Genomic DNA, 12,111 nt, shown 5'->3' with positions numbered 1-12,111 from the left:
TGCTCTTTAGGTGAGCCGCGTGGCGCTAGTCGCGGGTATTCTCGCCTCAACCGGCGGCCCACAAGGAAGAGCACATCACGAAGCGTCAGGTCCGGCATCTCCCATTCAACCTTTGCAGCTTTCGCCAGCGACGCGACGAGCCTTCCCTTCTAACTCAGCCGCAAGGGGACACACGGACGCTGCATCATGGCGAGCCGCCGTCGCCCGTCTTCAACCACCCGTCCGAAGGACTGGGAACGCAAGCTTGCCGCATGAGCATCAGTGCCTGGAACTTCCAGATCGCTACCAAGACGACTCGGGCCGGCGAGGTAGAATTCGCTCCTGAAAATCGTAACTCCAGGAGCAAAGCTTGCAAGAACTGCAATAAAGACAAGTGGGCGATACTGGATTCGAACCAGTGACCTCTGCCGTGTGAAAGCAGCGCTCTAACCAACTGAGCCAATCGCCCTTGAAGGGGTTCCTGGGTCTCTTTGAGTGACGGCTTTGGGAAAGGTTCGGTCGCCTTGCCAACTTCGCCCGTCTTTGGACCCGATCGGTGTGCGTAGCCTAGCCAGATTCGCACCATTTCACAACGCCCTCGATTCGGTTCTCGTTCGATCCAGAGCCACTTTTTTGTGCTCCCATTTGGTCGACCGGGATGGAATTCGCACCATGGGGGTGTGACGCACAAGGTCATCTACGCCGACGCCGAAAACCGCCCGAATCAACTTCAGGATTGGTGGTTTGTTTCGCGGGTTGCCAAGTTCTCGTCCAGGGGAACGAATAGAATCGTCCCCGCCGTGGGAACCGGGGGCGTCGACGGTGCGGCCGATACGATGGGCCCGGAACGTTTGGCACCACGGGCGAGATTTGGAATGCGGTCGTCAACAGCTGGCGCTGTTGCAATCAGGAGAGCAGAGATGGCTGATGAGAAGATTCTTTGGGAGGCGGAATTCAACCCCTCGGTCAAAACGTACTGGCTGCTCAGCGGTGGCTTGGGACTGGCCCTGTCGGTCATCGGGCTGCCGCTGGTTCCGATCTGGTTCCTGGTCGGCTCGCTCGTCACCGGTCGCTACCTGGCCAGCCATCGCTGCACGCTGACGAATCGCAATCTGAAATTCGCCAAAGGCATCTTCGTCCGTCAGGAGAAAACGGTCCCGCTGGACCGGATCACCGACCTGGGCCTGGTCCAGGGACCGATCATGCGGGCACTCGACCTGGAAGCCCTCCGTGTTGAAACCGCTGGGCAGTCCAGCCAGGGCGCGCTGGTTCAACTGACCGGCATCAAGGATGGTCGCAACTTCCGCGACGCCGTGCTCCGGCAGCGTGATCGCGTCGTCGGCAGCGACGAAGAACGAAGCACCACTTCACCGACAACCACCACATCCAACGCAAGTCAGGACGCGGCGATCCTGATCGAGATTCGTGACGCGCTGTTGCGGATGGAGAAGCGGCTTGAGGAGCGCGGCTGAAATCTCAGCCGAAAAGAGCCGGAACCGCTGAAGCCATTCCGGCGGTTGCAACCAACCAGTCGATCCTCGGACGACACGTCAACAACGTGCCTATCGCAGCCGTCGATGATCGAGACGGCGCAAGCGATGCCATCCTGCTCTCGCTGACGCCCAACCCTCCTTGAAAAGGAGGGTGAGCGGCTGTGGATGTGCCGATTCCAGAGTCGGAGATGGTCGGCGGCAATCAGCTTGGCGGGGTGAACTTGGGCGCCGAAGGCTCGTTGGACTCATCGTCCTCCTCCGCTTCGACCTTTGACGATTTCTCGTCGAAAGACATCGCACGAGTCGCCTCGTACTCCGCCGCCCGGAACTCCCGCTGGATCTCGTTGAGCCGATTTCGGAGTTCTCGGTACGTTCCGCCGGCCTTGCGCGCCACATCGGGCAGGCTGCCACCGAACAAAACGACCGCGATCACTCCGATCACCATCATTTCAAAGGGACTGAGCCCGAACATGCTATTCGCTCTTTTTCAAATCGGACTCGTCTTCGTCCTCACCCGATTCGCTCATCCCACGCTTGAACTCGTTCGCACTTCGACCGAGGTTGCGCATCAGCCCAGGCAGCTTGGCCCCGCCGAACAGCAACAAGGCCAGAAACAGGACGATCAGCATTTCCGGCATGCCGGGGAAACCGATCGCGTACAACGCCAACTGACCGACGGACAAGAGACCTACAGACATCGTTTCGCTCCAAAAGAGGCTTGAGACATTAAAATCCCTCACGCACAGATGCGGCGAAAGCGGGTCGGTCGGTTGGGCTTTCTCCTTCGGGGGGTTCGCTAAAAGAACCATCAACCCTCAGGGGCCTGCAACCACCTCCAGGACCGTCGTGTCGGGGGCGGGCGACGCCGGCAGTTGCCAATGGAAGCGGCACTACTCGCGGCGTCGTTCCCCTAGTTTATTAGATCCCGCCGCAGAGTCAAAGGCGGACGGGATCGGGAATGGCGACGATTGGTGTGAAATTGAGGTGGTTTTCACAGCCGCGGCGTCCAGTGAGCCGCAAAACGGCGGTCGGAATCCGCCGCGGATCCGAACCTCGGCAACCTAGGCCACCAACCGCAGGTCCTTGGCCACTTGTTCTTTGGCCGCGCAAATGCCTTCGATGAATTCTTCGAAAATTCGCACGTCCAATGCCGACGCGGCGGCACACTCCGGGTGGAATTGGGTGCCGACGACGAACCAATCCATCATTTCGCTCTCGATCGCCTCGATCACGCCATCGGGGCAGCGGGCGGTGACTCGGAATCCCGGGGCGACTTCGTCGATCGCCATGTGATGGCGGCTGCTGACGCGGATTTCCCCATCACCGAAGACGCGTCCGACCAACGAATCGCCTTCGACTTCCAGGGTGTGTCGGTGGTTGGGATCGTGGGGATCCAGGTGCGGCACCGCGGAGGGCAGATCTTCTTTGATGTGCAGGAACAGGTTGCCGCCCTGCTGGACGTTCAACAGCTGCATCCCGGCCCCGATGGCCAACAGCGGCAAACGACGCTCGGCGATCTCCGCCACCAGCAGGCGATCGCTGGTTTCACGCACCGGGTCCATCGGACGGACACTCGAGTGCAACATGAATCCGTCGTTGCGCGGATCCAGATCCGCTCCGCCGATCATCATGAACCCGTCGACCTGGTCGAGAATCTTTCCCAGGGAATCGGCGTCGTCCATCGGAGGAATCACGATCGGAATGCCACCGGCGGCGTGGATCGATTGGAAGTAACCCGCAGCCAAGTAGGCAAAGCCGGGTTTGTTGCGATCGGCTGCTTTGAAGTCGCAGTTGATTCCGATGACGGGCTTGCCGCTGTTGGATTCGCTTGACATCCGACGTTTCCTCTTAAAAGTCGCATAATGCAAGAATGGTGGCGCAACAGCATGCTGCGCCGCTAGACACCGAGAACATCCCAAACCTGGTCAGAACACAGGGGGCAACGCCGTGCCAAGAAAGACACCGGCGAAAATAAGAACACCTTTCCGTCGTGGAATGGGTCATGGTTCGTCCCTGAAATTCGACCGCGCTTCGAATGTGCGGTGCCGGACGGAATCACGCGACGACCGCGGATCCCTAAGGTGGCGGGAAATTACCGACGGATTTCACCGATTCCAAACGAACTCTACATCTTGTCCAGATTCGCGTCTGCTAGCACGACCAGCAGTGCTAGCAAGGCCGTTTTTTGCCAGCAATAGGCAAACTGTGCCGGCTGATCGCCAATCATCCGGGATGCTAAGCGGCCAAAAATCGGCGTGAATTGCCGTGTGCAAGCGTGTCCGCCGATGCACATCTGGCCCGGAGGGTGGCGGCTCTGAACGGGGAAAACCTTTCTCGGTCGGCGGTGCTGTCCGGTTGCAGTGCCCTGCCGCCCTGGGTGAAATGCACGTTTGCGGGCTGGATCCGCAGCCCATTCGGTCGACTTCGGCCGCCACGCCCGCCCAACCGTTTTGCTCCGAGGCAAAAGAGTGAAATTCGAGAACGTCCACCTGGCATCGATCGGCGCTTTGCTTCCCGAAGAAGTCTGGTCCAGCGACGATTTGGAGCAACGGTTGCAGCCGCTGTACCAACGGCTGAAGCTTCCCGAAGGACGGCTGGAGCTGATGTCGGGCATCGCCCAACGCCGTGTCTGGCCGGTCGGAACGGTGCCCAGTGGTCCGAGCATCCAGGCCGGAAAGCTGGCTGTCGAGGCGGCCGGGATCGACCCGGCCCAGATCGGCTGTCTGATCCACGCCAGCGTCTGCCGTGACTTCCTGGAACCGGCAACCGCGTCTCGGGTTCACCACGGGATCGGTCTGTCCAGTGACTGCTGGGTGTACGACGTGTCCAACGCCTGCCTGGGCCTGATCAACGGCGCGGTGCAGATTGCAATGATGATTGAATCCGGGGCGATCGAAGCCGGAATCGTTGTCGGTACCGAGAACAGCCGAATGCTTCTGGAGTCGACGATTGCGGCGCTCAATGCCGACACGTCGCTAGCACGCAAAGACATCAAGGGGGCGTTCGCGTCACTGACGATCGGGTCGGGCAGCTGCGCCTGGTTACTGGCTCATCGGCGGCATGCGCCGGCGGCCAGCGTGATTGAAACCGGTATCGCGGAGGCACGAACCCGCTACCACGATCTGTGTGTCAGCGACAGCGATTCGGCCGGGGCGGCGATGCAGCCGTTGATGGAAACCGATTCGGAAACGTTGATGGCCGAAGGCATCGCCACCGGCGTCGCGGCCTTTGAGAAGCTGTTACGGGAAAGCGGTTGGCGTCGCGAGTCCATCGACCGGTCCGTGTGTCACCAAGTCGGTTCGCGGCACCGATCCGCAATGCTTTCGGCGATGCAGCTTCCGCCGGAATCCGACAGCGTCTCGTTTCCCCGGCTGGGCAACACCGGCTCGGTTGCCCTCCCGCTAACCGTCGCCTCGGCGGCACAGTCGGGCGTTCTGCAACCCGGGCACCAGGTGGCGATGCTGGGAATCGGATCGGGAATCAACAGCGTCATGCTGGCGACCCGCTGGGGCGAAACCGTGATCGCGGGCAACATCGACCAGATCGCCGGTGGCACGACGGCCGAAGGGGTCTCGACGGGAGCAAATGCGAGCAGCTAACCGGCCGCCGGCGTGGTTGCTGGAAATTGGATGCGGGGACTGGTGGCGGGCGGCAAGGGATCGACGAGGGTTTGGCCCTGGGCGTTCGGAGTGTCCTGTCACCAGCGTGGGGACGCTTCTCGCAGTGCTCTGTCCCCAGCGTGGGGACGCGACTTTCGCGGAGCGAAAGGCGACTTTGGCGGACCGGCAAGAATTGATGGCTTTGGTTTCTGCGGTTGGTGCTCTGTCCCCGATTTGGTCCGCAAACTGTCGGGCTTTCAGCCTTGCGGTCCTCGAGGAAAGCTGAGACTGGGGACTTTGTCCGCGGCAGGGGGCTGCCAAGCCTTCGGCTCTCGATTAATTCCGGTGCTCTGTCCCCGATTGGTGCTCTGTCCCCCAGCGTGCGGACGCAACTTTCGCGGAGCGAAAGGCGACTTTGGCGGACCGGCAAGAATTGATGGCTTTGGTTTCTGCGGTTGGTGCTCTGTCCCCTTTCGCGGGGCGAAAGGTGGCTTTTGGCCGCCAGGCGGGCGGTTTCCAGCGGCTTGCCCGCGTTTCATACTGTTGGAGGTTCGTTCCTACCCCGTTTTGAGAAGCTCTCATGTCATTGACCATCATGCGTCGCATCAAGTTTTGCGCCGGGCATCGGCTGCACGGCCACGGCGGAAAGTGCGAGCACTTCCACGGTCACAACTACGTCGCCGATTTCTTCGTTCAGGGCCGCGAGCAGGACGACGTCGGCCGGATCATCGACTTTTCAGAGCTGAAAAAGCGGGTCAAAGGCTGGATCGACGAAAACTGGGACCACAGTTTCCTGATCTACGACCAGGACACCAACGCTCGGCAGGCCCTGGAGATGGTCAAACCGATGCGGATGTTCGTGATGCCCTACAACCCGACCGCCGAGAACATGGCCAAGTACCTGCTGGAGGAGATGTGCCCGCAGGTCTTGGAGGGCACGGGAGCGTTCGCCAGCCGCGTTCGAATCTGGGAAACCGAAGAGTCTTTCGCGGAAGCCGCACTCGATCCGGCGTCGGACGAAACCGTCGCCTACTCGGCCCTGTCCGCAGAAGCCTGATCGCTGACCGATGTCGACCGGCGGATCACGCGCCGCCGTCTGGCTACTGTGCCTCCGATTACTGGGCCATCGATGAGATCGCGACCAGAAGCACAATGATCGCCACGACGGCCCCCATGATGATGGCCAGTCGCCGCGTGTCGACTTGCCGAATCTTGGGCTCCATCCGCCGCCGAATCCGCGCCACCAACTCTTCGCGACCGGCGACGAACACGTGGCTGGTCGGATCCGTTTGCTCGGAGTCCGGCGTCGCATCCTGGGCAATCTTCAACATCACGGCCTGCACCTGGCGGGCGTTGAAGGGACGATCCTGAGCATTCTTCGCCAACAACTGCTGAATGATTTCGTCCAGCTCCTGGGGACAGTCGACGTAGTCGCGAACCGAGGGCGGCGGCTGCTTGAGGTGCTGGTCAAACAGCTGCGCATAATTCTCGCCGGTAAACACCTTCCGCGCCGTCAGCATCTCGAACATGCAACATCCGAGCGCGTACAAGTCGACTTTGCCGGACACGGAATGGTCCCCCACAATCTGCTCGGGCGCCATGTAGGCGTGGGTCCCCACAGTGATGCCGCTGGCGGTCAGGTCGCCGGCAGCCAAATCACGGGCGATGCCAAAATCTCCCAACTTGACTTCGCCGCCGCGGGTCAGAAACAGATTGCTGGGCTTCAGGTCGCGATGCACGATGCCGTGGTTGTGGACAAATTGCAGGGCACTGCAAACTTGCCGCGTGATTTCCACCACGGCGGTCCAGTGCAACGGGCCGCCGAAGTTGATGAGGTCATCGACGGTCCCACCGGGAACCACTTCCATCGCATAGAAAAGCACCAGGTCATCGCGTCCCCCGCCCAGGTACGACACGACGTTGGGGTGACGCAGACGCTCCAAAATCGTCATTTCGCGACGAAAACGGGCGCGGATCAGGGTGTTTTGACAGACACGCGGGTGCAGCTTCTTGAGCGCGACGGTCTGACCCGACTTTTTTTCCTGGGCCAGATAGATGGTGCCCACGGTGCCGACACCCAAGACATCCCCCAGCTCGTAGTCGGAGAGCTGGTTTGATGGCATGGAACAGGCTCCTGGACGTTAGGCGGTGCGGCCGTGCAAAAATTTGCAGTCGGTCGTTGGCTGGCCCGCATTGTAAACCGAGAAGCCGATTCAGTGTGACAGGGGTTTGGAGCGGGGAATTGCGTCCCGGTCTAGTTGCTGTCGAGCCTTTGGCTCTGAGGAGAGGTGGGAGCTGCGAACCGGGGACTTGCGTCCCCGGCAGGGAGCTATCGAGCCTTCGGCTCTAGGGACAACCAGAGACTGGGAGGCGGGGAATTGTGTCCCTGTTAGCGTGCTGTCGAGCCTTCGGCTCTGGGGACAACCTGAGACTGCGGGCCGGCGCTTTGCATCCCGGCAGAGTCGTGCTGCTCTAAGTTCGGCTCTGCGGAGCACCTGACCAAGAATCTGGCACCCGGGCAGGCGGAGCCTGCGAGACAGCGGGTTCCAAGGCGGGAGCCTTGGAACCAGGGGGACGATATGCGGCGGAATTAGACGCCGGCGATGTCGGTGATCTTGACGCGCGTGAACAGCTGGCGATGCCCGGTGCGGCTCTTGCTGTGCTTGCGGCGACGGAACTTTTGCACGTACAGCTTCTTGCCCTGCTTGGGGCCGAGTACCGAAGCGGTGACGCTGGCACCTTCGACCGTGGGGCTGCCCAATTTCAAACCGTCGTCGCCCTGGACCGCCAATACTTTTTCAAACGTCAGGCTTTCTCCAGACGGCGTTTCACGGTAATCCAGGTCAACTTCCATCCCGGGTTCCACGCGGTACTGGCGACCACCGTCAACGATAATGGCGTACATAGCTTCGAGTCAGTTTCTGTAAGAGTCTTCAAAATCGGGCCCCAGAGTGTATCGGCCGGCGCGCCGGACGTATAGGGCAAAAAACAGGGCAAAAACTCGCCTCCAGCGGGTCTCCACGGCGGCACCGGCACCCCCGACCGACGGGGCTGGCCGGACGGTCACGCAAGCCCCCGTGATCGGCTCAGCCGTCCAGGATTCCGTCGACCACTCTGGCCTTCTCCACACCGGTCAGCCGCATGTCCAAACCTTGGAATGGGACACTGAAGTGCTCGTGCCGAATCCCAAGCAGGTGCAGCATCGTGGCGTGCAAGTCGCGGACGTGGACGACGTCCTCAACGGCGTTGTACCCCAACTCGTCGGTCGCACCGTAGCTGATCCCGTTGCGGATGCCGCCGCCGGCCATCCACATGGAGAACCCTTTGATGTGGTGGTCGCGTCCCGGACCGCCTTTGCCTTGGAACATCGGGGTGCGTCCGAACTCGCCGCCCCAGATCACCAAGGTCTCGTCGAGCATCCCACGTTGCTTGAGATCCTGGATCAGCGCCCAGGTTGCTTGATCGGTCAGGCCACAGCAGATGTCCATGTACTTCTCCAGCCCGCCGTGGTGATCCCAACCACGGTGATACAGCTGGATGAAACGCACGCCGCGTTCGGCCAATCGCCGGGCCAACAAACAATTGCTGGCGTAAGATCCGTCCCCGGGCTTAGCCCCGTACATGTCCAGGATGTGTTGCGGTTCATCGGACATGTCAACCAATTCGGGGACGGATGTCTGCATCCGAAACGCGATCTCGTAGGCGGACAAACGTGTCTCGATCTCCGGATCGGGATACTGCTGGTAGCGATGCTGATTGATTTCGGCGATCGCATCGACCAGACGACGTTGGCCCAGCTGGCCGACGCCCGGTGGCGGATTGACGTAGTGCACCGGTTGGCCGGTGCTGTTGAATTCGACGCCCTGGTATCGGCTGGGCAAAAACCCGGACGACCATTGCCGCGATGCGATCGGCTGGGGGTTGCGTCCGCCGATGCTGGTCATCACCACGAAACCGGGCAGGTTGTCGCTTTCGCTGCCGAGCCCGTAGGTGACCCAGCTGCCCATCGACGGTCGACCGCTGATTGCGGTTCCGGTGTTCATGAAGGTATGGGCCGGATCGTGATTGATCTGCTCGGTGACCATCGACTTCACGATGCAGATGTCGTCGGCCATCTTCTGGTGGTAGGGCAGGAAGTCGCTGATGGTCTGGCCGTTCGTTCCCACGCGACGAAAGGTGGTCATCGGCCCCTGGACCTTCAATGCCTGGCCGGCCAACTGGGCGATCGGCTGGCCTTCGGTGAATGAAGCCGGCATGGGCTGACCGTGCAGCCGCTCCAGTTCCGGTTTTTGGTCAAAGGTTTCCAGGTGCGACGGCCCACCGGCCATGCACAGAAAAATCACCCGTTTGATGCGTTGGGGCAGCTCCGGCAAACCGGTAGTCCCGGGAGGCAGCCCCGGTGCCGATGCGGGCTGGCGCGCCGGGGAGGCGGTCGCGGCGGCGCCGTCGCGGGCCAACAGATTCGTCAGCGCCGCGGATCCGATGGACACACCGCCCTGGGAAAGAAACGTTCGTCGGTTCAGAAAGTTCATGAGCGGTCGGTGACAGATTCGGAAAGTGAAAGAGAGTAAGTCATGCGGCGGGAAGCGGATCGATCAAGGACGGTACAGCGTCTCATGCAGATTCATGATCGCCCGGGCCACGCTGGTCCAGGCCGCGCGTTGAACCGGTGACGCCTGGTCGGGCCAGACGATCCGGACATCGTCGGGGACCTCCAGAAAAACCCGCGCCGCGTCGTCGTCGGCCGAAAACCGCTCGGTCTCGCGGTGCAGCAGGGCCAACAGGACTTCCATTTCCTTTGGATCGGCTTGGCGTCCGATCGCGATCCGCATGGCCGAATGAATCCGATTGGCATGCTGGGTGGGATCGGTGAAGTCACCGCCAGTCTGACGCAAGATTCGGGCCGCAAACGCTTTGGCCGCGGTCACGAAGGTCGGGTCGTTCAGCAGCACCAGTGCTTCCAGCGGCGTGTTGCTGCGTGGCCGAACCGCGGTGCACTCTTCGCGACTGGGGGCGTCCAGGGCTTTGAGCATGGGGTGCAGGAATTGCCGTTGCCAGTGCGTGTAGACGCCCCGCCTCCACTGGTTCTGTCCGGAGTCTGCCTGGTATCGGCGCGTCGGAAAATTCAGGTGCCGGTAATAGCCTTGCGGTTGATACGGCTTGACGCTTGGGCCCCCGACCTGATGGTCCAGCAGCCCTGACATCTCCAACACCGAATCACGCACCGTCTCGGCAGGCAAACGATGCCCCGATTGGCCCGACGTCAGATCGTTGTACGGATCTTTCTGCCGTCGTTCCGCATCGATCGAAGGCTGCTGGCGGTACGTTTCGCTGGTCACGATCTCACGGACCGTTGCCTTCAGATTCCAACCGCTATCGAGCAGTCGGTTGGCCAAATAATCCAGCAACTCGGGATTGGTCGGCGGACTGCCCTGGCCACCGAAATCGCCCAACGTCGGGCTGATTCCGCGGCCGGTGTACAAGTACCACAAGCGGTTGGCAAACACCCTGGCGGTCAATCCTCCGACGCCGCGGTCGACATCGAACAACCAGTTTGCCAAATCCAATCGGTTGGCGCGACGCTCCGGATCCAATTCCAACGCGTCGTGAACGTCCCCCAGAAAACCGGGTATTGCCGGCTCCATGACCGGTCCGCTTTCGTCCATCCAGTTTCCTCGAGCCAACAAGCGAACCGTTCGCGGCTCGGTCGCCTTGGTGATCATCGTTCGCTGCGTGCGGGCCTTGATTTGCTCGCGCGCCTTTTCCAATTCCGCCACCCGATCCTGGTCGCCGGATTCGCTGGCCGCGTCCAGTTCCGCCTGGAGGTCCTGCAAACGCAAACGGTCGGTCCGGTTGAGCACATCCAACTCGGGCTCACGTCGAGTCGGTAAGGCGTTGGTGCCGTTGCTGAAGTGTTTCTCGTCGTCGATGTCCGCAAAGAATGCCGACAGCGAATAGAAGTCCGCCGAGGTGTAGGGATCGTACTTGTGGTCGTGACATTGGGCGCAACCCACGGTCGCGGCCATCCACACGGCTGAGAAATTGCGGACGCGATCGGCGGCGTAAATCGCTCGGTACTCTTTCGGTTGCAGCCCGCCCTCGTGCGTCGTCTGTAACAGGCGGTTGTAGCCGCTGGCGATACGCTGCTCGACCGTCGGATCTTCCATCAGATCGCCGGCCAACTGTTCCCGGCTGAATTGATCCAACGGCTTGTCGTCGTTGATCGAATTGATCACGTAGTCGCGGTAGGGCGCGATCTGGTGCACTTGATCGCCGTGGTACCCGACGGTGTCGGCAAATCGGACCAGGTCCAACCAATACTGGGCGAATCGTTCCCCGAAACTGGGCGACGCCAGCAACGCATCGACGCGGCGTTGATACGCGTCCGGCCGGGGATCGTTCCGAAACGCTTGGATCTGCTGGTACGTGGGCGGCAGCCCGGTCAGGTCCAGGTACAGACGCCGCAACTGATTGCGTCGGCTGGCGGGCGGCGACGGGGGAAGTCCCTGCGGGTCCAACGCAGATCGCACCAGCCGGTCGATCGGACCGGCGGCGGGCTGGACGCCCTCGGGCAATTCGCCGGCGGCCGGAACGTCAATTTGCTTGGGATCGACGTAGGCCCAGTAGGCTTCGTAGGGCGCACCCTGGTTGATCCAGCGGCGCAGGATCTCCCGTTCCTCCTCCGTGATCTTCTTTCCGGTTTCCGGCGGCGGCATCCGCAGATCAGGATCCGATTCGGTGATCCGCATCATGACCTCACTGTCATCGGCCTCGCCCGGAATGATCGCGTACTCGAGCGCGGATTCCTCCTGATCCAGCCGCAATCCGGCTTCACGATGATTGTCATCGGGGCCGTGGCAAAAAAAGCATTTGTCCGACAAGATCGGACGCACGTCACGATTGAACGAAAGCGGATCCTCGGCAGCGGAGGTCGGAGCGGCGAGTGCGACGACCAGGCTGGGGATCAAACACAAGGCAGAATATTTCACGAAGGACTCTTCGGGATTCTCGTTGGCGGTCGAACGGTCGGCCAGACCGAA

10 protein-coding genes and 1 tRNA gene are annotated in these 12,111 nt (G+C 61.3%); 3 read left to right on the top strand and 8 right to left on the bottom strand.

What is annotated here, in order from left to right; all coding sequences use genetic code 11:
* Nucleotides 1–374: 374 nt before the first annotated feature.
* Nucleotides 375–448: transfer RNA gene (locus FYK55_RS01390), tRNA-Val, on the bottom strand.
* 451 nt (nt 449–899) lie between these two features.
* Here FYK55_RS01390 and FYK55_RS01385 point away from each other — a divergent pair.
* Nucleotides 900–1,451: a PH domain-containing protein gene (locus FYK55_RS01385; protein WP_150074207.1), complete on the top strand. Its 552-nt coding sequence runs from the start codon at nt 900–902 to the stop codon at nt 1,449–1,451.
* 223 nt (nt 1,452–1,674) lie between these two features.
* On the opposite strand, the gene FYK55_RS01380 is transcribed toward FYK55_RS01385, so the two are convergent.
* The 3 genes from FYK55_RS01380 to FYK55_RS01370 form a co-directional block, all read right to left on the bottom strand.
* Nucleotides 1,675–1,944 (bottom strand): Sec-independent protein translocase subunit TatA/TatB, encoded by a 270-nt coding sequence (locus FYK55_RS01380; protein WP_150074206.1) that lies wholly within the window; start codon nt 1,942–1,944, stop codon nt 1,675–1,677.
* A gap of 1 nt (nt 1,945) precedes the next feature.
* Complete coding sequence (locus FYK55_RS01375; protein ID WP_150074205.1) at nt 1,946–2,170, bottom strand: twin-arginine translocase TatA/TatE family subunit; 225 nt, start codon at nt 2,168–2,170, stop codon at nt 1,946–1,948.
* Between the two features lie 363 nt (nt 2,171–2,533).
* Complete coding sequence (locus tag FYK55_RS01370) at nt 2,534–3,307, bottom strand: gamma-glutamyl-gamma-aminobutyrate hydrolase family protein (RefSeq protein ID WP_150074204.1); 774 nt, start codon at nt 3,305–3,307, stop codon at nt 2,534–2,536.
* Between the two features lie 633 nt (nt 3,308–3,940).
* On the opposite strand from FYK55_RS01370, the gene FYK55_RS01365 reads away from it, so the two are divergent.
* Both FYK55_RS01365 and FYK55_RS01360 read left to right on the top strand, forming a co-directional pair.
* Entirely contained in the window at nt 3,941–5,071 is a 1,131-nt protein-coding gene (locus tag FYK55_RS01365) for a 3-oxoacyl-ACP synthase III (protein ID WP_150074203.1), read from the top strand.
* Between the two features lie 580 nt (nt 5,072–5,651).
* The gene (locus FYK55_RS01360; RefSeq protein ID WP_150074202.1) at nt 5,652–6,128 is read left to right on the top strand and encodes a 6-pyruvoyl trahydropterin synthase family protein; all 477 of its coding nucleotides are present in this window, start codon (nt 5,652–5,654) and stop codon (nt 6,126–6,128) included.
* A gap of 58 nt (nt 6,129–6,186) precedes the next feature.
* On the opposite strand, the gene FYK55_RS01355 is transcribed toward FYK55_RS01360, so the two are convergent.
* The 4 genes from FYK55_RS01355 to FYK55_RS01340 form a co-directional block, all read right to left on the bottom strand.
* Nucleotides 6,187–7,194 carry a serine/threonine protein kinase gene (locus FYK55_RS01355; protein ID WP_150074201.1) on the bottom strand — a complete coding sequence of 336 codons (1,008 nt, stop codon included), beginning with the start codon at nt 7,192–7,194 and terminating at the stop codon, nt 6,187–6,189.
* 467 nt (nt 7,195–7,661) lie between these two features.
* The gene (gene rplU, locus FYK55_RS01350) at nt 7,662–7,976 is read right to left on the bottom strand and encodes a 50S ribosomal protein L21 (RefSeq protein WP_150074200.1); all 315 of its coding nucleotides are present in this window, start codon (nt 7,974–7,976) and stop codon (nt 7,662–7,664) included.
* A gap of 181 nt (nt 7,977–8,157) precedes the next feature.
* Nucleotides 8,158–9,603, bottom strand: coding sequence for a DUF1501 domain-containing protein (locus FYK55_RS01345; protein WP_150074199.1), 1,446 nt, complete (start codon nt 9,601–9,603; stop codon nt 8,158–8,160).
* 63 nt (nt 9,604–9,666) lie between these two features.
* Nucleotides 9,667–12,060 carry a PSD1 and planctomycete cytochrome C domain-containing protein gene (locus tag FYK55_RS01340; RefSeq protein ID WP_150074198.1) on the bottom strand — a complete coding sequence of 798 codons (2,394 nt, stop codon included), beginning with the start codon at nt 12,058–12,060 and terminating at the stop codon, nt 9,667–9,669.
* Nucleotides 12,061–12,111 lie beyond the last annotated feature (51 nt).

It is taken from the genome of Roseiconus nitratireducens (genome assembly GCF_008629675.1).
In the GTDB taxonomy this organism is placed as follows: domain Bacteria; phylum Planctomycetota; class Planctomycetia; order Pirellulales; family Pirellulaceae; genus Stieleria; species Stieleria nitratireducens.
Note: the sequence above shows the minus strand (reverse complement) of the source record. Positions and strands in the feature narration are given on the sequence as shown.